Here is a 19,756-nt window from a genome sequence, read left to right on the forward strand (position 1 = left end):
GTCACCGTTGCAGGGCAGCCACCGGCTGGATGCGCATCGCCCGGGCAGCCGGCCACAGCCCGGCGGCAAGCCCGATCGCCGCGCTGGCGGCGACCGCGACGAGCGCGGCGCGCAGATCGAGAACGGGGGTCCATCCCTTCACGATGGCGGTACCCGCGATCACCGAGATGCCGAGCAGGACGCCTACCATCCCGCCCAGAGCACCGAGCACCGTGGTCTCGCCGAGCAGTTGGGCGAAGATGTGCACCGGACGACCACCCACCGCGCGACGCAGCCCGATCTCCGGAATCCGAGCGGCGACGGAGGCCGTCGCGGCGTTGGCGATGGAGACCGCACCGATCACCAGGGCCAGCCCACTGAGCAGCAGGCTCGACTGGGCGATATCGCCCTCGATCTCCTGTCGGAGCGTCCTCGGGTCAGGCGGCGCGATCGCCCGCAGGGCGGCCGGATCCTCTGGCCAGAGGGCGAGCGGTGACTGACGGCCGATCAGCTGGGCGGCACCTGCGGCGGTCGAGACGAGGACGTCACGTTCCACCTCCATTCCCGGTCTGACCAACGTGTTCTCTGCCAACGTGGCGGGCACGACCGCGGCGAGCATCGCTTCCGGTCGCCGCTGCACCTCGTCGTAGATTCCGATGACCGTGTAGGGCCGATCGTCGAGGAAGACCGCGACTCCCGTCCGGGCGATCCCCAACCGCTCGGCAACCGGTTTCGGAAGCATGATCACGGGAGATCGGCTGCGTTCGTGGAATTCGTCGTAGGTGCGCCCGAGCGTGATCCGGGGTGACATCACGGCGATCGCCTGCGGATCGGCACCGATGATCTTCACGGCTTCGGGTGCCAGGTGGGGCGACCTGGACAACGGCATCTCGGGGATCATGGTCCGGACGCCGGCCGCGGTGACTCCGTTGAGGCCACGGAGCTGTCGAAGGCGTGCCGGGGCCAGCCATCCGGTCGGCGCGTCCGGCGCGGCGACCACCCGCACCTCGGTCGCCCGGCGCACGTCAAAGGAGTCGCTGACCTGCCGCGACACCGTCGAGGCGATACCGAGGGTCGCCACGAAGGCCGCCGCACCGAGGACCGTGCCGACGGCCGTCATCAGCGACCTGCCCGGATGCCGGAGTACGGAGAGCCGAGACTCGCGAACCCAGTCCCGCAGTCGGAACCGGGGCATCCCGATGTCCAACTGCCGGACTACCTCCCGCTCGCGTCTCACCGCTCGCTCACCACCCCGTCCTCGACCGCCAGCCAGCGGGTGCCGCTGGCGGCGACGCGCTGGTCGTGGGTGACCATCACCAGGGTGAGCCCGTCGGCGTGCAGATCCGCGAGGAGTTCGAGCACGTTGGCAGTGTTCTCACTGTCGAGGTTGCCGGTCGGTTCGTCACAGAAGAGCACGCGCGGCCCCCCGGCCACCGCACGGGCGATGGCTACCCGCTGCCGCTCCCCACCGGAGAGCTGTCGGGGGTCGGCGTGGGCCCGTCGGGCGAGACCGATCCGGGAGAGCGCACGCGCCGCGCGCCGCTGTCGATCACGAGGCGGCCACGGCCCGTACAACATTCCCAGCTCCACGTTCTCCAGCGCGGAACGCCCGGCCAACAGGTGGAAGGCCTGAAACACGAACCCGAAGAGCTGACCGCGTAACGCCCCCCGCGCCGAGTCCCCCAGCCCGACGGTTTCCGTGCCCGCCACCGCATAGCTGCCGGAGCTCGGTAGATCCAGCAGGCCCAGCACGTTGAGCAGGGTCGACTTCCCGGAACCGGACGCTCCGGTGATCGTGACGTACTCGCCCTGTTCGACGTGCAGAGAGACATCGCGCAGCGCGTGTACGGGTTGGGCGTCGTCGTACACGCGGCACACCCCGGTCAGCGACAGCATCAGGCGTGCCCGACGACGACCAGCGTGCCCGGCACCACCGCGTCGCCCGGCGCGGGAGTGATCGCCACCCAACCACCGCCACCCTGGCCGGGCTGCACGGGCACGTCCAGCGTCTGCTCATCCGCCTTGAGGACGGTGACGAAGGCGCTGCCGTCCGCCCGCGAGTAGACGGCGGTCACCGGCACGGCGAGTTGTGGCTCTGTCGACGTGGCCGAGGCGATGTCCAGACGTACCGAGCGGTCAGCGGCGTTGAGCGCCGCGGAGGTGAAGGTGAGTTTGACCGGGAAACCGGTGGTGCCGGTCGACTCGTCGGTCCGCACCTCGGCACCGATGGACGCGATCTCCGCCTTTGCCGTACGGCCTGACACGTCGTCTGTCACGGTCGCCATCTGCCCGACACTGAGCAGCTCAACCTGCTCCTTCGCGACGACGGTGGACACGTACGGTGCACCACCGTTCAGTTGCAGCAGCGCCTTGTCCGGCTGATCGATGATCTGACCGACCCGGACCGCAACCGCGGTGACCTTCGCCGGGCTACGGGAGACGCGCAGGATCGCCGAGCGTGGCAGCACCGGCCCGGCTGCCACCGTCGCCCGCTGCGACGTCACGTCAGTGGCGTCGCCCCGGTCAGATGCGGCAGCCGAATCGTCTGCCGGCGGCGTTCCGGGCTGATCCACGGCCTGCGGCAGGCGGTAGCCGAGATCGCCCCACCACCTGCGTACCGCCTGCTGGGTGGCATTGTCGAAGCGCTTGGTGAGAGGCACCCGGTAGCCGATCCTGCGCATCGCCTGCTGGAGCTCGTGGACGTCGGGGCCCGTCATCCCCCCGACGAGATCGCGGTACAGCGGAAACGCCAGGCGCAGCGCGATCAACGGGTTGCCCGACGTCTCCAGAACGAGTCGGCCCTCACGCAGCTCGTCACCCCGCCGGACATCGACCCTGGTCACCACGGAGTCAGGGCCGACCAGGGCTGCCGGAGGTCGGACCGGGACGCTCGATCCTGGGCTGACCCGACCGCGGAGGACAAGCGGTTCGGCCAGGACACGTTGCTCGGCGGCCACCGTGACATGTGAGGGCGGTGGGGGTGCCGCGTCGGCGGCCACCTGATCCGGGTCCTGAAGGCTCAGACCCTGCCAGAAGGAAACTGCTACGAGAACGCCGACGGCCCCGAGCAGGGCTGACATCTTCATGCCGCGACGCCTGGGTGGTTTCGTGGTGAGGACGACATCGGTCGGCTCCTGCGGAGACGGTCCGTCGAGGATCTCGACATCCGTCCGGATCGTCATGTCCGCCCCACCAGGACGGTGGCCCGCTTGGCGAGTTCCTCTAGCTTGGGGTTGAGTTCCGCGAGCCTGTCCTCGTACTTGCTCGCGATCTTCGCCTCTTCGGCCCGGGCCCCGCTCAACAGCTTTTCCACCCGCCCGGACGCCTGATCGCACCGGTACCAGGCGGCCGCCAACTCGCCCTCCCGGCCACTCGGCACATAACGGCGGGCCGGGACCGCCGGGCCCACCTGCACGGTGCCCGGCCTCTTCGCCGGTTGCCAGGTGTACGGCTCACCGTCGAGGGTTCCGAGCGGAATGTCGAAGAGTTTCACGTCCCACAGCTTGTTTATGAAGGAGTCCCTGTCGCGCAACTGGAACCCTTCCTTTTCCAGGCAGTCCACGAGCGGGCTCAGGCTGGCCCGGATGCTGTCCCGGCTCCATCCGTTGAACTCGGTGGCGATGGCGTTACCGACCTCGTTGTAGCTGTCGAGGATCGCCCGCCCGTCGACGCCGATCGCCTCGTGGGACTGCTTGTCACAGGCGGCCATCTGCTTGTCGAAGCTCGGGTCGTAGCTGACCAGGGGTGGCCGTTCCGCAGCCTGGTCCTGGCCGAAGCCCTGCGCGCGGGCCTCCTGCTCGCTGGCGAAGCCACGAAACCGTTCGCGGGAGATGAGCAGCATCTGACCGGCTCCCTTGTAGACGTCGTTGCCGGCCTGCTTCATCTGCGGATAGCCGACCTTGGCCATGCACTCCGCGTTCAGCTGACGGATCGCGAAATCGAGAAAATCGACCTTGTCTCCGAGAAAGAGGTCGAAGGTCGACGCCTGCCCCGGCGGCAGGCTCCGCTCGGCCGCTCGGTCGTCCGTCCCCGCTCGGTCGCAACCCGTCACGAGCACGGCGACGACGGCCGGCACGGTCAGTCGAACCACCCAGTCAACTGGCTTCACTGGAATTTCCCTTCACGCCTCGCGGTGTTGACCGGAGCCCGTCAGGTGGCCGCTTGGGGCGGCCGTGCCCGGGCCGGCCGGGCGGCATCCCGCCACAGCGACCGACCCGGACACGATCATTTTCGGTCAGGTGCCCCAATTCTGATGGACGCTACACCGCGAGTGTGCGTAGTTCGCGTCGTTGTACAGCAGACCCACCCAGCCGTATCCGGAGGATGAGTTGGCGGCGTAGCTCCAAGAGCCGTTGTAGCCGTCAACGACGTAGACCCGGCATTGGGTGTCGCGGTTCCAGAACATGGAGGCGGCGAACACCACCGACCCGCTGGCGTTGTTGCCGCCCCAGTTGTAGTTGTCGTGGCGCTGGCTGTACCAGAAGTGCTTGATGGCGTCGTTGTACTTGCTGTCCCAGTTCTTCTTCAGGCAGATCTCGCCACGGTTGCAGCTGAGGTAGCCGTCGCCGACGTCTGCCGCCTGAGCGGGGCCGGCCGCCACGAAGAGCCCGGCGAACACCATCGCCAGCGTCGTGATTACACCGGCCGCTCGCGCGCGCCAGTGTCTGCGTTGTACCGTTGTCACGGTTCCTCCAGAGCAGAGTGGAGCCAAGCGGTTGCGGTGCCTGCAACACCGCAACCGCGCTTCCGCCCGCTGGCCAGCGCGCCCTTCTCGATCGATATCAGTCAAGCTAGCAAGAAGCCGCTACTCACGGTGCCCCTTCGAGGGCCGACGCGATCACCAGGCCCGCACACAAGGGACGCATGCGGCCATCGAAGAGCAGGTCACCCGGCAAGATCAGCCTCCGCCGCTGTTTGCAAGAGCAACGACAGTGATCCCCGTCACATTCATGCCGGTTGCCCATTGTGCACAAACAGGCCGGCCGGCTCCGCTAATGCGAAGCCGGCCGGCCGTTGTGCAGTGGATCAGCGGGCGCCGAGGTGAGCTAGGAGGTCCTGGCGGGTGAGGACACCCTTGGGCTTACCGTCGATCAGGACCAGGGCGGCGTCGGACTTCTCCAGCAGGTTCACCGCCTCGCTGACCGGCTGACCACCGCCGACCATTGGCAGCGGCGGCCCCATGTGCCGCTCGATGGTGTCGTGCAGGTGCGCCTGGCCGGTGAAGAGCGCGTCAAGCAGATCCTTCTCGGCGATCGAGCCGGCCACCTCGCCGGTCACCACCGGCGGCTCGGCCTTGAGCACCGGCAACTGCGAGACGCCGTACTCGCGCATGTAGTCGATGGCGTCGCGGACCGTCTCGGTCGGGTGCACGTGGACCAGTTCGGGTAGGCCGCCCGGCTTGCCAGCCATGGCCTCGGACACGGTGGGTTCCGAACCGGAGGCGTCGAGGAATCCGTAGCGGGCCATCCAGGCGTCGTTGAAGATCTTGGAAAGGTAGCCCCGACCGCCGTCCGGCAACAGCACCACGATCACGTCGTCCGGGCCGGCGGCGCGCGCCACCTCCAACGCCGCGACCGCCGCCATCCCGCAGGAGCCGCCGACCAGCAGCCCCTCCTCGCGGGCCAACCGCCGGGTCATCTCGAAGGACTGCTTGTCCGAGACCTCGATGATCTGGTCGGCCACGTTCCGGTCGTACGTCTCCGGCCAGAAATCCTCACCGACCCCCTCGACCAGGTACGGCCGACCGGTGCCGCCGGAGTAGACCGAGCCCTCCGGGTCGGCACCGATGATCTTGACGCTGCCGTTGGAGGCCTCCTTCAGGTAGCGCCCGATGCCGGAGATGGTGCCGCCGGTGCCCACCCCGGCCACGAAGTGGGTGATCCGTCCCTCGGTCTGCTTCCACAGCTCCGGGCCGGTGGTCTCGTAGTGCGAGCGCGGGTTCGCCGGGTTGGCGTACTGGTTGGGCTTCCACGCGCCGGGGATCTCCCGGGCCAGCCGGTCGGAGACGTTGTAGTACGAGCGCGGGTCCTCCGGCGCGACGGCGGTCGGGCAGACCACCACCTCGGCGCCGTACGCCCGCAGCACGTCCTGCTTGTCCTGGCTGACCTTGTCCGGGCAGACGAACACGCAGCGATAGCCCCTGAGCTGGGCCACCAGGGCCAGCCCGACGCCGGTGTTGCCGCTGGTCGGCTCGACGATGGTGCCGCCGGGGCGGAGGATCCCTGCCGCCTCGGCGTCCTCCACCATGCGCAGCGCGATCCGGTCCTTCACCGACCCGCCGGGGTTGAGGTACTCCACCTTCGCCAGCACCGTCGCCTGAATGCCCTCGGCGACGTTGCGTAGCCGTACCAGCGGCGTGTTGCCGATCATTTCGACGACGTTGTCGTAGTACTGCACCTCGTTGTGCCCTTTCGCTCCGGCACCGGCACGCCAGGCCGGGCGGGTGAACCAGGTGGAATTCCCGCCCAGAGTACGTCGGTCAGGGCACCACGTGGCCGGGGACCACGGTGCTGCGACGTGCCTCCCACTCCAGGAAGCGCTCGGTCTCGGCAAGCACCGAACCAGCCAGCCAGGTGACCATCACCGCGTCGTCGATCAGCCCGAACACGGCGAGGAACATTTCCGGTACCGCGTCGATCGGCGAGACGATGTACGCCGTAGCGGCGGTCATCATGGCCAGCCGCAGCCCGCCGTCGTACTGGCCACGGGCGGTGGCCGCGATCATCCTGGGCAGCGCCCCGATCCGGGCGCCGAGCGACGGCCCGCCCCGGGCACCGGCGGTCATCGCCCGCGCCAGGGCCACAAACGCGGCACCTCGCTTCAACGTCTTAGCCATCGTCGTGCTCCTCTCCACGTGCAGCGTGACGCCCCGCCGCAACACCGTCCATCCAAGTACCCAGCGCGGTCGTTTTCCAGGCACCGGAGCGCCGCGACGATGACAGCAGGGCGTCAGACAGGCGCGCTAGTGTCACGGTATGGGGGTCGCTGGTTCCGTCGTACCGGATCGTCCGCGCTGGCAGCGTGCCCTGCGGGTGGCCCGTCTGGCGGCCATCGGCACGGGTGCCACGGTGGCCGCCGCCGCGGCGACGACAGGTGTGCTCTTCGGCCAGGCCCGGCAGGCCCGGCGCACCATTCCAATGGCCGAGGCGCCGCCACCGCGCTGCGACGGCGTCTATGGCGCGAAGTTCCCCGGGCCCGCGATCACCATGGTCGTTCTCGGTGACTCGTCGGCCGCCGGTTACGGGGTGCACCGACGCCGTGAGACGCCTGGCGCGTTGTTGGCCACCGGCCTGTCCCGGCGTCTCCAGCGTCCCGTCCGGTTGCATCGCTTCGCGGTGGTGGGCGCCATCTCGGCCGGCTTGAAATTTCAGGTCGAGGCGGCCCTGGAGTGCGACCCCGAGGTCGCGGTCATCCTGATCGGCGGCAACGACGTCACCAATCGCACCCCGCCGGCCCTGGCCGTGCGCTACCTCGTCGAGGGGGTTCGGGCACTGCGCGCGGCCGGTGCCGAGGTGGTCGTCGGGACCTGCCCGGACCTCGGCGCGATCCGACCCATTCAGCCACCGCTGCGCTGGTTGGCCCGCCGGTGGAGCCGGCAGCTCGCCGCAGCGCAGACGGTCGCGGTGGTGTCGGCCGGTGGTTGGACGGTCTCCCTCGGCGACCTGCTCGGTCCCCGGTTCACCGCCGAGCCGGGGCGGATGTTCGCCTGGGACCGGTTCCACCCCTCCGCCGAGGGCTACGCGGCGGCTGCCGCCGCCCTGCTGCCGACGGTGCTCTCCGCTCTGGGCCAGGGTGCCGAACGCAGGCCTTCGCCAACGCGGCTCGAAGGCGTACGGTCGTTGCCTAAGGCCGCACAGGAGGCGGCTCGGCACCCGGGGACGGAGGTCAGCGGTACGCAGGTCCGGGGCAGCGAGAGCGGTCCGGCCGGCCGTTGGGCGCAGCTGCGCCGGCGGGGATTCTTCGGTGTCGGTCCGACGCCGCAGCCAGCCCGCACCGTCGACACACCCGCAGTGGAAGGATTCTCATGACCGAGCGGATCAGGGGCCGGTCGGGTTCCGGCGCGAGGACGGCGTCATGACCAATCTCTCTGCCGGCACCCAGGTCGCCGCGCGGGTCGCCCGTACCGTCGCATTTTCCCTGCTCGCGGGCACGCTCGGCGGGGCCGCGGTGCTCGCCGGCGAGGCCGTGGTGGCGCGCAACCGTCGCTACGCCCAGCCAGAGCTCGGCCTGGCCCTGCGGGCGACCGTCGGTCGGGCCGGTGCCCCACCGCTGCGCCTGGTGCTGCTCGGCGACTCCTCGGCCCTCGGCGTCGGGGTGGACCGGCTCGGCGACACCATCGGCGGGCAGTTGTCGGAGTTGCTCGCCGAGGGACCGGGCGGGCGTCAGGTGCACCTGTCCAGCGTCGGTGTCTCCGGCTCACGCTCAACCGACCTGGCCACCCAGGTGGCGCGAGCGCTGCTCGGCGAGCGGCCGGACGTGGCGGTCGTCCTGGTCGGCGCCAACGACGTCACCAGCATGCGCCGGCCGACCGAGGCCGCCGCCTATCTCGGCGCCGCCGTGCACCGGCTGCGTCAGGCCGGCGTCGAGGTCGTGGTCGGCACCTGCCCGGATCTCGGCGCCGTACGCGCGATCGCGTCGCCGCTACGGCAGGTCGTCGGTTGGATGGGACGCCGGATCGCCCAGGCACAGACCGGTGCGGTGCTCGACGCCGGGGGGACGGTGGTCGACCTGGCCACCGAGACGGGCTCGGTGTTCCGGGCCGACGCCGGCACCTTCTGTCACGACGGCTACCACCCCTCCGCCGACGGTTACCGGGTCTGGGCCCACGCCCTGCTGCCCGCGGTGGTCGCCGCCGCGGCCGTCACCCCACACCACTGAGCGGGTCTGTTCATCCGACGCGGGGTGACATTTCCCGGCCGACGGAAACTTCCGCCGCAAGTTACCGGCGAGTTAACGTGTCGGTATGCCGATTGAGTCGTCCCGCGACGCCGTCATCGTCGCCACCGCCCGCTCCCCCATCGGCCGGGCTCACAAGGGCTCCCTACGTGATCTCCGCCCGGACGATCTGGCCGCCACCATCGTGCAGGCGGCCCTGGCCAAGGTGCCGCAGCTCGACCCGCGACAGATAGACGACCTTTATCTCGGGTGTGGGCTGCCCGGCGGCGAGCAGGGTTTCAACATGGCTCGCGTGGTCGCCGTGCTGATGGGCCTCGACGGCCTGCCCGGCGCGACCCTCACCCGCTACTGCGCATCCTCGTTGCAGACGACGCGAATGGCCATGCATGCGATCCGGGCCGGTGAGGGCGACGTCTTCATCTCCGCCGGCGTCGAAATGGTCTCCCGCTACGCACGCGGCAGCTCCGACGGGTTGCCGCCCGAGGCTCAGGCCCTGCTCGGCGGCGCCTGGGAGAACCCACGCTTCGCGTCGGCACGCGAACGGTCCCAGGCTCGCGCCGAGGCCGGCGCGCCGGTCTGGACGGACCCGCGTGAGAAGGACGCGCTACCCGACGTCTATCTGGCCATGGGACAGACCGCCGAGAATCTCGCCCAGGTGTACGACGTGAGCCGCGCGAACATGGACGCTTTCGGCGTACGCAGTCAGAACCTGGCCGAGAAGGCGATCGCCGACGGCTTCTGGTCCCGTGAGATCACCCCGGTCACCACGCCCGACGGCACAGTGGTCGCCACCGACGACGGGCCCCGAGCCGGGGTCACCTTGGCGGCGGTCTCCGAGCTGAAGCCGGTCTTCCGCCCGGACGGCCGGATCACCGCCGGCAACTGCTGCCCGCTGAACGACGGGGCCGCCGCCGTGGTCGTGATGAGCGCCCAGCGGGCCGATGAGCTGGGCATCACTCCACTGGCGCGGATCGTCTCCACAGGTGTCACCGCGCTGTCACCCGAGATCATGGGCCTCGGCCCGGTGGAGGCGAGCCGGCAGGCACTCGAACGCGCCGGTATGACCATCGACGACGTCGACCTGGTCGAGATCAACGAGGCGTTCGCCGCCCAGGTGATTCCGTCGTACCGCCAGCTGGGCATCCCGGAAGAGAAGCTGAACGTGATGGGCGGCGCGATCGCCGTCGGTCACCCGTTCGGGATGACCGGCGCCCGGATCACCGGCACACTGCTCAACGCCCTGCAATGGCATGACGCGACCATCGGCCTGGAAACCATGTGCGTTGGTGGCGGCCAGGGCATGGCAATGGTCGTCGAGCGCCTGAGCTGACTGAGCACCGATCGCCGGCCGTCAGCGCGGCCGGCGGTCAGGCGCGGCCGGCGGTCAGGCGCGGTCGGCGGTCAGGCGCGGTCGCGACATGCGGCAACTCGAGCCATCAGCTCGGCGGTAGACCCCGGCTTGCCGCATGTCGGGCCACTTGAGGGGCCGGTGGTCAGAGCGCGGTCCGGGTCGCGGTGACCTCGGTGGCGGCCCGGGCCAGGGCCTCCTCGCTCGGGTTCGCGGCGAGCAGGTCCGCGGTGACCACCCGGAGTTGGTCGGGCAGAGCCAGGTCGTTGTCGAGCCGGGGTACGACTCGTCGTGGCTGCCCCTCCGCGTCCGCGGCGAGGTTGGCGATCTCCTGCACCAATCGGTGCACCAGATCCGCCCGGGACACGTTGCCGACCGATGCGGCGGCTGACCACCGTGGCTGCTGCCAGTGGCTGACCTGCCGCACCAGCAGCTCCACCCCCCGCACAACCTCCGCCTCTGCCTCACTCCCACCAACACCCGCCACCCCCGCACTCTACGCACCGACCCCCAAGCGACCGCCGATCATGCAGTTGGGGTCGTCGATTCCTCCGCTTACGCCCGACCTGTCCGGTGCCACAACTGCATGATCGGCGCAGCGGGAGAGCGGGGACTGGGGTGGGGAGACGACGGCGCCCGCCCCGGGTTGGGGCGGGCGCCGGTCGGTCGTTGGGCGGCGAGGTCAGTCGTCGCCCTGGAAGTAGCTCAGCAGGCGCAGCATCTCGATGTAGAGCCAGATCAGGCTGACCAGGATGCCGAACGCGGCCACCCAGGAGTAGCGCTGCGGCAGGCCCATCCGGACGCCGTCCTCGACCTCCTTGAAGCTCAGCACGAAGCTCAGCGAGGCGACCACGATGCAGACGATGCTGAAGCCGATGGCCAGCGGGCTGCCGTCACGTAGGCCGGTGTTGACGCCGAAGAGCGCCAGCACCAGGTTGATCAGCATGACGGCGAACAGACCCGCCATCACCGCGATCATGCCCTTGACGAACTTCGGCGTGGCCCGGATGACCCGCGCCTTGTAGAGCATGGCCATCACGAAGAAGACACCGAAGGTCGCGGTCACCGCCTGGAGCACGATGCCGTCGTACAGCGATTCGAAGAACTTGCTCACGGCGCCGACGAGGACACCCTCGACGACGGCGTACGCGACGACGAGCGCCGGGTTCGCCATCCGGGAGAACGAGATGATCAGGCCGAGCACCAGGCCGACGATTGCCGCACCGATCCAGGCGACGCCGAGCAGCGCGTCGGGCACCAGCGCCCACGCCGCCGCGGCGGCAACGCCGACGATCGCCAGGAGGGTGACCGTCTTGACCACCACGTCGTCGATCGACATGGGGGTGACCGCCGGTGGGGCCGACGGAAATCCGGGCGCGCCGGGGTAGCCGGCCTGCGGCGGAACCTGCTGGGGGTAACCGGGCTGTCCGTACGGCCCGGACGGGGCGTACCCGGCGGCCCGCTCCCGCTCGGCCGCCTGACCAAGCCGGGCGAGCACCGGGTTCGAAGTCTTCACTGTCTGGCCTCCCTCAGGGGGTCTCATTGCACGTCAACGTGCAGTACAAGAGTAAACGTCCCGACCAGCCCTTGGAGATCGCCAAGCTGAGGGAAAGCTGAGAGCTGAGCCGATCCGGCACCTGAGCACAGGCTCTCACGGCGAGGTCTTCGCGAGGTGGTGCCCGGGGCGGGGGTCGAACCCGCACGCCTTGCGGCAGCCGCTTTTAAGGCGGCCGTGTCTGCCTTTCCACCACCCGGGCGGGTGACACCGGCGTGCCGGCACGTACGGTGCAGTGCCACGGTAGCGGGTTCGTCGCCACTGCGGCGTCCCCCGCCAAGCACCGCCAGTAGGGTCGAGGCCGTGAGCAGCCGCGCGCCCCTCGCCCCGACTGATGACGTGGCAACGCAGGCGGGTCACCCCCTCGCTCGGGTACGCCGACGGCGGCTCATCCGGCTCACCCGGACGGTCGTCCGGTACCGGATCGACCTGCTGGTAGGGCTGTTCTTCGCGGCGCTCGCCGGCGCGCTCACCCACCGCCTCTGGGCCGACCCGACCGGTCTGGTGCTCGCCCTCAACCCCGAGGACCAGGTGCTCTACGAGTGGTTCCTGGCCGTCGACGCCCGGGCCCTGCTGGGCGACTTCGGCCTGTCCACCGACCGGCTCAACGCCCCTGTCGGGGTCAATCTGATGGCCAACACGTCGGTCATCGCCCTCGGTGTGCTGTGCGCACCCGTCACCCTGCTGTTCGGCGCTCCGGTCACCTTCACCCTGCTGGTCACGGTCAACCTCGCCGGCACCGCAACCGCCTGGTATCTCCTGTTCAGCCGTACGCTGCGGGCCCGCCGGGCCGCCGCGACGCTGGGCGGTGCGCTGTGCGGCTTCGCCCCCGGCATGGTGTCCCAGAGCAACAGCCATCTGCACATGACGGCGCAGTGGCTGTTGCCGGTCATCGTCTGGCTGGTCGTACGCCTGCTGCGGGCGGCCGGGCCGGCTGCCGGCGCGCCGGACCGACGCCGGTTGACCACCTCCGCGATGGGGCTCGCCGCCGCTGTCTCCGCTCAGGTGTTCATCGGCGAGGAGGTGCTCTTCCTCGCCGCGCTCACCCTGCTGGTGATGGCGGTGACGATGATCATCACGGACCGCGATCTCACCCGTCGGGCGCTCCCCGCCTTCGCCGGCGCAATGGTCCTCGCCACCGGTACGGCCCTACTGGTGCTCGCCCGCCCGTTGTGGTTCCAGTTCGCCGGGCCCCTCGGCGTCGCCGATGGCATGTTCAGCCCGCACTACTTCTCAGCCGACCTGCGCAGTTGGTGGGCGATCTCACCGCTCTCGCTGCTCGGGGACGACCGCTCCGCCCAGTTGAGCACCGGCCCGGCCGAGTACAACACCTTCCTGGGCTGGCCGCTGCTGGTCGTCACCGTCGGCTGCGCCGTCTGGCTGGGACGCCGCCCGCTGGTGCTGGCCTGCACCGCCGGAATTCTCGTGATGGGTGCGCTGTCGCTCGGCCCCGAGGTGATTTTCGACCGCGAAGCCTCCGGCCTGCCCGGGCCGTACGCACTGCTCGGCGGAGTGCCGGTGGTCGACGGCGCGCTACCGATGCGGTTCGCCCTGGCCGTACCGCCGCTGATCGCGACGCTGCTGGTGCTGACGGTCGACCGGGCGCTGCGCAGCACGGGCCGCGCCCGCCGGCTCACGCTGGTCGCGGTCGCCGTGGCGGTGGTACCGCTGCTCCCCGCGCCGCTGCCTACCGCACAGCGCCCGCCGGTTCCGGAGTTCATCGCCGCCGGCCACTGGCGGACGTGTGTCGAGCCGGGCGGCGTCCTGGTACCGGTGCCGTTGGCCACGCCCAAGGAGCCCTGGCCGATGCGATGGGCGACCGCCGCCAACGCCGAGTTCAGCATGCCGCAGGGCTTCTTCATCGGCCCGCACGGCCGTGGCGGCAGCGCTGCGATGGGCGTCGCCCCGCGACCCACCTCCGCGCTCCTGGCCGACGTGGCCCGCAGCGGTCTCCGGCCCGTCGTCGGGGACGAACAGCGCCGCCGCGCCGCCGCGGACGTTGCGTACTGGGGTGCCTCGTGCGTGGTGCTGGCCGCCGACACGGCGCACGCCGACAGTCTGCGGCTGACGCTGGAGGCGCTCTACGGACCGTCGACCCGCCTCACCGACGCCTGGTACTGGCGGGTCGAAGAAACGCGGTAGCCCCCTTCCGGGGAAGAGGGCTACCGCTCACTCACACCTTCGACGGGGGCTGAGACGCCTCGGCGAACTCCTCACGCGGGTCGTGCAGCTGGCCGAGGGCCACCACCTCACGCTTGAGCACGAACGCCAGCGTCCAGTCGACCACGACCCGGACCTTCCGGTTCAGCGACGGGATCCGGCTCATGTGGTACGTCCGGTGCATGAACCACGCCGGCCAGCCGGTCATCTTGATGCCGTAGACCTGCGCCACCCCCTTGTGCAGGCCGAGGCTGGCCACGCTGCCGACGTGCTTGTGCTTGTAGGGCACCGGCGCCCGGCCCCTGATCACGGCGACGATGTTGTCGGCCATCCGCTGCGCCTGGCGTACCGCGTGCTGCGCGCTCGGCGAGCAGTAGTTGCCCGGCGGCTTGGTCAGGTCGGGTACGGCGGCGCAGTCGCCGGCGCTCCAGGCGCCCTCGACGACGCGGTCACCGTCGACCACCTGCAACGTCGGCAGGCAGGTGACCCGACGCCGCTCCTCGCGGGGGAAGTCGGTCGCGTCAAGCATCGGTGACGGCTTCACCCCGGCGGTCCAGACGATGGTGTCCGCGCTGAAGCTGTCCCCGTCGGAGAGCTTGACCACCCCGTCGACGCAGGACTCCAGCCGGGTGTCGAGCCGGATGTCCATGTCCCGCTTCAGCAACTGCTGCACCGTGTAGGCACCCATGTCCCGGTCGACCTCCGGCAGCACCCGCTGGGTGGCCTCGACCAGTACCCACCGCATGTCCGACGTGTTCAGCTCCGGGTAGTACTTCAGCGCGTGGCGGGCCATGTCCTCCATCTCCGCCAGCGCCTCGATACCGGCGTACCCGCCGCCGACGAAGACGAAGGTCAGCGCCCGGCGGCGTACCTCCGGGTCGGTGGTGGCGGCGGCCACGTCGAGCTGTTCGAGCACGTGGTTACGCAGATAGATGGCCTCACCAATGGTCTTGAAGCCGATGCCGTGCTCGTGCAGGCCCGGGATGGGCAGGGTCCGGGAGACCGAGCCGGGGGCGACCACCACGTGGTCGTAGGTGATCTCGCGAGGCGGGCCGATGATCGGCTGCACCGTGGCGGTCCGGCTCGCGTGGTCGATCCGGGTGACCGCACCAGCCACCACCTTGCACCGGCGCAACTCCCGACGCAGCGGCACCACGGAGTGCCGTGGGGAGATGTTCCCCGCCGAAGCCTCGGGCAGGAACGGCTGGTACGTCATGTGCGGCTGCGGGTCGACGACGACGACCTCAGCCTCACGGGGACTCAGCTTCTTCGACAGGCGCAGCGCCGCGTAGAGACCGACGTGCCCGGCGCCCACCACAAGGATCCGCTTCGGATTCACGCCTACCATCTTTCCCCCACCGACAGCGGTAATCCCGCGCGCGGCCCCCTTCTGTGACCGAGCACAACGCGACTGTGACCCCGGTAACGACGGCCACCGGCGGCATCCTCGAACCGCCGACACCAGCTGTCGCGGCAGACCCGGGGAACCCCCGAATCACCGGCGTCGCAGCAGCCCAGCCAGCAACGCGGTCACCCCGACAGCCAGCAGCAGACCGGCCACCGTGACCGCCTGCCAGCCGCCACCACCGGGCCGGGCACCGGCGAGTTCGAGCAGCAGCACGCCGAGCACCGACGTGGCGAGCAACACTCCGGCGGCCCGGGTGAGCCAACGCACTATCACGTCCGGGTCCACCACGGCGTCGTACGGCAGCACCGCCACCAACGCGCAGAGCGTGTGGGTCAGGTAGAGCGCCACGGCCACCGCCATCAGCCGCCACAACGCGATAGGTCGGTTGTATCCGTCGGTGGCGAGCAGCCAGCCGCCGACCGTGACCAGGGCGGCGAAACTCGGCCAGAGCCGGCGCGGCAGCACCGCCGGCAGCGCCGCGACCGCCACCAGCGGGCCCAGCGCCTCACCCGCCACGACCTCGGCGGGGTACGCCAGCAGCAGCCCCACCAGTGCGCTGAGGAAGATCCCCACCCGGACCAGCACGGGAGCCAGCGAGATCCGTGCTGCGGCGGTCCGCAACGCCCGAACCCGCCCGATGACCGCCCCCATCACCGGCCACCCACCCGGGGGGCGGTGGCCAGCCTCGCCACGTCGCGTAGCACCTGGTCGAGACTGCCGGCGCCGGCCCACGGCACCACCGGCACCCCGTGCTCACGCAACTGCGCGATCATCGTGTCCCGGTCGAGTCGCCACAGCCGGTACGCCACCTCGGCCCAGCCCCGATCCTTCGGCGGTGACAGGTCCGCCGGGAGCGTGTCGACGGCCACCACGAACCGCCCCGAACGGGCCAACCGGGCCAACATCTGCGCCGACCGCTCCTCCAGCAACGGGGTGAGCACCACCACCAGCGCGTCCGCGGAGAGCAACTGCGGGCCGAACACGTGGTCGTACGGCTCGTGTGGCGAGGACTGGGCCTTGACGTCCAACAGCCACTCCAGCACGGTCAGGTACTGCCGCCGTCCGGTCGCGGGGCGCAGCCGCCGGGCACTCGGGCCGTACTCCAGCAGCGCCACCCGGTCACCCCGGTGCAGGTAGTGCTCGGCAATGGCGGCGGCCGCCCGGACCGTGGTGTCCAACACCGACGCCGTACCGGTGACCCCACCGGAGCGACCCGCCTCGGCCAGCACGTCGAGCAGCACGACCACTTCGGCGTCCCGGTCGGAGAGAGTGGCCGCCACGTGCAGTTGCCGGGCCCGCAGCGACACCCGCCAGTCGATCCGGCGCAACCGGTCACCGGGGGCGAAGACCCGCACCCCGGCGAGTTCGCCTCCCTCACCGGGACGACGCGAGTGGTGGGCACCGACCAGGCCGGCGGCCCGGGGCATCACCTCGACCGCCTCGAACGGCTCGGTCTTCGGGTACACCTTCGACCGGACCGGTTCGACGATCACCGCACGCGAGACCAGCAGGCCCTGCGCGGCGGCGACCCGGGCACCCGCAGGACCCAGCGGATGCCGGCCCCAGCGCAGCGCGGTACCGGCCAACTCCAGGTCGACGGCGGTGTCCGGGGCGACCGACGTGACGAACGGACGGTCCGCCACGGTCGGTTGCCCGGCACCGGCGGCTCGGCCGGTGCCGACCACCGCGCTGCCGGCGAGACCCGCGCGTTCGACGCGCAGCCACGGTGAGACCCGGGTACGCAGCACCGCCACGTCGTAGGAGACCGCACCCGGGTTGCCGACGGTGACGGTCCCGGCCATCGCGCCGCCCTCCACCAGGGGATCCTCGTCGGTGCTGAGCCACACCCGAGGCAGTTCGACGGGTCGGCGTCGCAACGCGTACGCGGTGCCGAGCGCGAACGGGATGGCCAGCACGATCAGATCCACCCGTCCCAGCAGCACCGCGGCGACCAGAAGCAGGCCGGTGAGCAGCACCGCCCGACCGAACGCCCAGGTGGGCGTCCAGTTGGTGGGTGCCGTTCGCTCGCTCCGCTCGCTCACGCCGGGTCAGTCTCCCGGTCGGCCGGCGGCGTAGCTGGGCAGCGCGCCACTGGCCGGCGCCGGGGTGCCGTCGAGAACCTCACCGACCACGAAGGACGGATCGACCCGACGCAGCCACATCTCCGGCCGCAACGTGATCCGGTGGGCCAGCGCCGGGGCCGCGACGTCCTTGACGTCCTCGGGCACCACGTAGTCCCGCCCGGAGAGCACCGCCCGTACCCGGGACAGCAGCAGCAGTGCCAGCGAACCGCGCGGCGACGCGCCGACCAGCACCGACGGGTGCTCACGGGTGGCCGCGGTCAGCGCCACGATGTACCGGCCCACCGAGTCTTCCACCACGACGTCTTCCAACGCCGCCTGCATGGCGCGCAGGGTGCCGGCGTCGACCACCGGCTTGATCTCGGCCTCCTCGCGGCGGCGCGCCATCCGCCGACGCAGCACCTCCCACTCCTCGTCCTGCGCCGGGTAACCGAACGACACCCGCAGCAGGAACCGGTCCAGCTGCGCCTCCGGCAACGGATAGGTGCCCTCGTACTCGATGGGGTTGGCGGTGGCGAGCACGTGGAACGGCTCGTCCAACCGGTACGTCACGCCCTCCACCGAGACCTGCTTCTCCTGCATCGCCTCCAGCAGAGCCGACTGGGTTTTCGGCGGGGTCCGGTTGATCTCGTCGGCGAGCAACAGGTTGGTGAAGACCGGTCCGGCCCGGAAGGTGAAGTCACCGCTGCGTTGGTCGTAGAGGAACGAGCCGGTGACGTCGGCGGGCAGCAGGTCGGGGGTGAACTGTAGGCGCCGGAAGTCCAGGCCCAGTGCCTGGGCGAAGGAGCGCGCGGTGAGCGTCTTGCCCAGCCCCGGCAGGTCTTCGAGCAGCACGTGGCCGCCGGCGAGGATGCCGGCGAGCACCAACTCCAGGGCGTCCCGTTTGCCGACCACGACCTGGCCCACCGCGTCCAGTACGGCCCGGGCGAGGCGACCTACCTCGGTGGGGGGCATCGTCCGGCCGACGTCGTTCATCAGATCTTCTCCAGTTCGGCGACGATCGCCGCGAGGTCGCGCGGCGAGGGGGTGCGGCGGGGTGGGGTTTCCAGGAACGTCAACAGGTCATCGCCCAGCAGGGCGCGGGCCCGGGCCGGATCCGACTCGCGGGTGACGCCGTGCTTCAGGCGCATCCGCTCGTCCGCCAGCTCGGCCAGGCGGGGCAGGATCACGGTGGTGAACCGTTCGGGGCGGGTCTTGGACCACTCCAGAGGAGTCGCCCAGCCGTTGATCGCGACTCGCAGCGCGTCCCGGGCGTCCCAGTTGTAGGTGCCGGGCTCCTCGCCGCCCCGCGACGACGAACCGCCCTGGCCGGACTTCGGTGGTGGGGCGAGGGTGGCGACGATCCGGCGTACCACCAGCAGCGCGACCACGGCGGCGACCAGCACCAGCAACGACACCCGCAGCCCGACCGCGCGCAGCCCGGCGACGGCCACCACGGTCACCGCCGCGGTGACACCGAGCACGCCGGCGACGGTACGCAGCCGCCCGCCCCGGCGCGGCTCGGACTGGATCGGCCGCTCCTCGGAGAAGCTGAGCAGGTCGTCGATACTCGTGCTGCTCACGCCGGCTCCCGCTCGGCCAGTTCGGTCAGTTCGCCGCGCAACCGGCGCAGCGCCACCCGGGCCTGGTCCCTGGTCCGTTCGTCCACCGGGCGGGTGGCGTACCGGGCCTCGCGATAGACGTTCGCGAACTCGGCCAGCACGTCGGCACTCACGATCGCCGACACGCCGGTGGACGGATCACCACGAAGCAGCCGGGTGACCAGGTCGGTGGGGGTGTCGCCGGTCAGCCGGGGCACCCCGGCGACGGCTGCGGCCTCTTCGAGGCGTACCCAGCAGGCGATCACCGCGGTCCGCGGGTCGGTGGCGCGGTCGTCCAGGTCGACCAGGCCGGCGTCGACGGCCGCCACCACCTCCGCGGCAGTACCTTCGGCGCTGCGCCGGGTCGGCTGCGCGGGCAGTGCCCGGGTGACCCGACGCGCCACCCCACGCGCCACGGTCCAGAGCAGATAGCTGAGGGCGGCGAGCAGCGCCAGGCCGAGCACTGCCACCGCCACCGTGCCGAGCCAGGACGGGATCCGGGTCCGGGTCTCCTCGGCGGCCTCGCGGGGTTCGGCCGGGATCGAGGGACGCGGCTCCCCACTCGGGTACTCCAGCACGAAGGGCGCATCCTTGACGGCGGGCGGTATCCGGCTCGCGCCGATCGACGAGTGCGCGGTGGCCAGGGTCACGGCGGCGAGCAGGGCAATCACCGCCGTCACCGGCCACCAGCTGCGAAGCACGTCCATCGGTTACCTCCGGGCCATCGGGGCGTACGGCGGGACGGCACCC

Annotated in this window: 19 protein-coding genes and 1 tRNA gene; 4 read left to right on the forward strand and 16 right to left on the reverse strand. The window is 70.8% G+C overall.

The genetic code is table 11. The features are described from left to right. Position 1: 1 nt before the first annotated feature. The 7 genes from KBX50_RS17395 to KBX50_RS17425 all read right to left on the reverse strand — a co-directional run bounded on the left by KBX50_RS17395 (position 2) and on the right by KBX50_RS17425 (position 6,814). Positions 2-1,216, reverse strand: coding sequence for an ABC transporter permease (locus KBX50_RS17395; protein WP_210938070.1), 1,215 nt, complete (start codon positions 1,214-1,216; stop codon positions 2-4). Next, entirely contained in the window at positions 1,213-1,875 is a 663-nt protein-coding gene (locus KBX50_RS17400) for an ABC transporter ATP-binding protein (RefSeq protein ID WP_210938071.1), read from the reverse strand. Before KBX50_RS17400 ends, KBX50_RS17395 begins: the two co-directional genes overlap by 4 nt. After that, a complete protein-coding gene (locus KBX50_RS17405; protein ID WP_210938072.1) occupies positions 1,875-3,161 on the reverse strand; it encodes a peptidoglycan-binding domain-containing protein in 1,287 nt (428 codons plus the stop codon). Before KBX50_RS17405 ends, KBX50_RS17400 begins: the two co-directional genes overlap by 1 nt. After that, positions 3,158-4,087 carry a hypothetical protein gene (locus KBX50_RS17410; protein ID WP_210938073.1) on the reverse strand — a complete coding sequence of 310 codons (930 nt, stop codon included), beginning with the start codon at positions 4,085-4,087 and terminating at the stop codon, positions 3,158-3,160. The genes KBX50_RS17405 and KBX50_RS17410 overlap by 4 nt, the downstream gene beginning before the upstream one ends. A 126-nt stretch (positions 4,088-4,213) precedes the next feature. Continuing rightward, positions 4,214-4,663: a hypothetical protein gene (locus KBX50_RS17415; protein ID WP_210938074.1), complete on the reverse strand. Its 450-nt coding sequence runs from the start codon at positions 4,661-4,663 to the stop codon at positions 4,214-4,216. Positions 4,664-5,004: 341 nt separating this feature from the next. Then, the gene (locus KBX50_RS17420) at positions 5,005-6,375 is read right to left on the reverse strand and encodes a cystathionine beta-synthase (protein WP_210938075.1); all 1,371 of its coding nucleotides are present in this window, start codon (positions 6,373-6,375) and stop codon (positions 5,005-5,007) included. An 82-nt stretch (positions 6,376-6,457) separates the two neighbouring features. Then, the gene (locus KBX50_RS17425) at positions 6,458-6,814 is read right to left on the reverse strand and encodes a YkvA family protein (RefSeq protein ID WP_093406678.1); all 357 of its coding nucleotides are present in this window, start codon (positions 6,812-6,814) and stop codon (positions 6,458-6,460) included. Between the two features lie 139 nt (positions 6,815-6,953). On the opposite strand from KBX50_RS17425, the gene KBX50_RS17430 reads away from it, so the two are divergent. The 3 genes from KBX50_RS17430 (at position 6,954) to KBX50_RS17440 (ending at position 10,204) form a co-directional block, all read left to right on the forward strand. Beyond that, on the forward strand, positions 6,954-8,006 hold the full coding sequence (locus KBX50_RS17430) for an SGNH/GDSL hydrolase family protein (RefSeq protein ID WP_093406394.1): 1,053 nt from the start codon (positions 6,954-6,956) through the stop codon (positions 8,004-8,006). Between the two features lie 46 nt (positions 8,007-8,052). Continuing rightward, positions 8,053-8,856: an SGNH/GDSL hydrolase family protein gene (locus KBX50_RS17435; RefSeq protein ID WP_210938076.1), complete on the forward strand. Its 804-nt coding sequence runs from the start codon at positions 8,053-8,055 to the stop codon at positions 8,854-8,856. An 85-nt stretch (positions 8,857-8,941) separates the two neighbouring features. Beyond that, positions 8,942-10,204: an acetyl-CoA C-acetyltransferase gene (locus KBX50_RS17440; RefSeq protein ID WP_210938077.1), complete on the forward strand. Its 1,263-nt coding sequence runs from the start codon at positions 8,942-8,944 to the stop codon at positions 10,202-10,204. A 163-nt stretch (positions 10,205-10,367) separates the two neighbouring features. On the opposite strand, the gene KBX50_RS17445 is transcribed toward KBX50_RS17440, so the two are convergent. The 3 genes from KBX50_RS17445 to KBX50_RS17455 form a co-directional block, all read right to left on the reverse strand. Further along, complete coding sequence (locus KBX50_RS17445; protein ID WP_210938078.1) at positions 10,368-10,661, reverse strand: hypothetical protein; 294 nt, start codon at positions 10,659-10,661, stop codon at positions 10,368-10,370. A 243-nt stretch (positions 10,662-10,904) separates the two neighbouring features. Then, positions 10,905-11,738: a Bax inhibitor-1/YccA family protein gene (locus tag KBX50_RS17450; RefSeq protein ID WP_093406384.1), complete on the reverse strand. Its 834-nt coding sequence runs from the start codon at positions 11,736-11,738 to the stop codon at positions 10,905-10,907. A 157-nt stretch (positions 11,739-11,895) separates the two neighbouring features. Beyond that, positions 11,896-11,979: transfer RNA gene (locus KBX50_RS17455), tRNA-Leu, on the reverse strand. Between the two features lie 101 nt (positions 11,980-12,080). Here KBX50_RS17455 and KBX50_RS17460 point away from each other — a divergent pair. Beyond that, on the forward strand, positions 12,081-13,919 hold the full coding sequence (locus KBX50_RS17460) for a hypothetical protein (RefSeq protein WP_307870991.1): 1,839 nt from the start codon (positions 12,081-12,083) through the stop codon (positions 13,917-13,919). Positions 13,920-13,950: 31 nt separating this feature from the next. Here the strand turns inward: KBX50_RS17460 and KBX50_RS17465 are convergent, their stop codons facing one another. The 6 genes from KBX50_RS17465 to KBX50_RS17490 form a co-directional block, all read right to left on the reverse strand. Then, entirely contained in the window at positions 13,951-15,276 is a 1,326-nt protein-coding gene (locus KBX50_RS17465) for an NAD(P)/FAD-dependent oxidoreductase (protein WP_210938079.1), read from the reverse strand. A 156-nt stretch (positions 15,277-15,432) separates the two neighbouring features. Beyond that, the gene (locus KBX50_RS17470; protein ID WP_210938080.1) at positions 15,433-15,996 is read right to left on the reverse strand and encodes a hypothetical protein; all 564 of its coding nucleotides are present in this window, start codon (positions 15,994-15,996) and stop codon (positions 15,433-15,435) included. After that, positions 15,996-17,387: a DUF58 domain-containing protein gene (locus KBX50_RS17475; RefSeq protein WP_210938081.1), complete on the reverse strand. Its 1,392-nt coding sequence runs from the start codon at positions 17,385-17,387 to the stop codon at positions 15,996-15,998. Before KBX50_RS17475 ends, KBX50_RS17470 begins: the two co-directional genes overlap by 1 nt. A 6-nt stretch (positions 17,388-17,393) precedes the next feature. Then, entirely contained in the window at positions 17,394-18,401 is a 1,008-nt protein-coding gene (locus KBX50_RS17480) for a MoxR family ATPase (protein ID WP_210827809.1), read from the reverse strand. Further along, positions 18,401-18,988 carry a hypothetical protein gene (locus KBX50_RS17485; RefSeq protein ID WP_210938082.1) on the reverse strand — a complete coding sequence of 196 codons (588 nt, stop codon included), beginning with the start codon at positions 18,986-18,988 and terminating at the stop codon, positions 18,401-18,403. Before KBX50_RS17485 ends, KBX50_RS17480 begins: the two co-directional genes overlap by 1 nt. Next, on the reverse strand, positions 18,985-19,713 hold the full coding sequence (locus tag KBX50_RS17490) for a DUF4129 domain-containing protein (protein WP_210938083.1): 729 nt from the start codon (positions 19,711-19,713) through the stop codon (positions 18,985-18,987). The genes KBX50_RS17485 and KBX50_RS17490 overlap by 4 nt, the downstream gene beginning before the upstream one ends. Between the last annotated feature and the right edge of the window lie 43 nt (positions 19,714-19,756).

Source organism: Micromonospora sp. C51 (genome assembly GCF_018070435.1).
GTDB classification, from domain to species: Bacteria; Actinomycetota; Actinomycetes; order Mycobacteriales; family Micromonosporaceae; genus Micromonospora; species Micromonospora sediminimaris.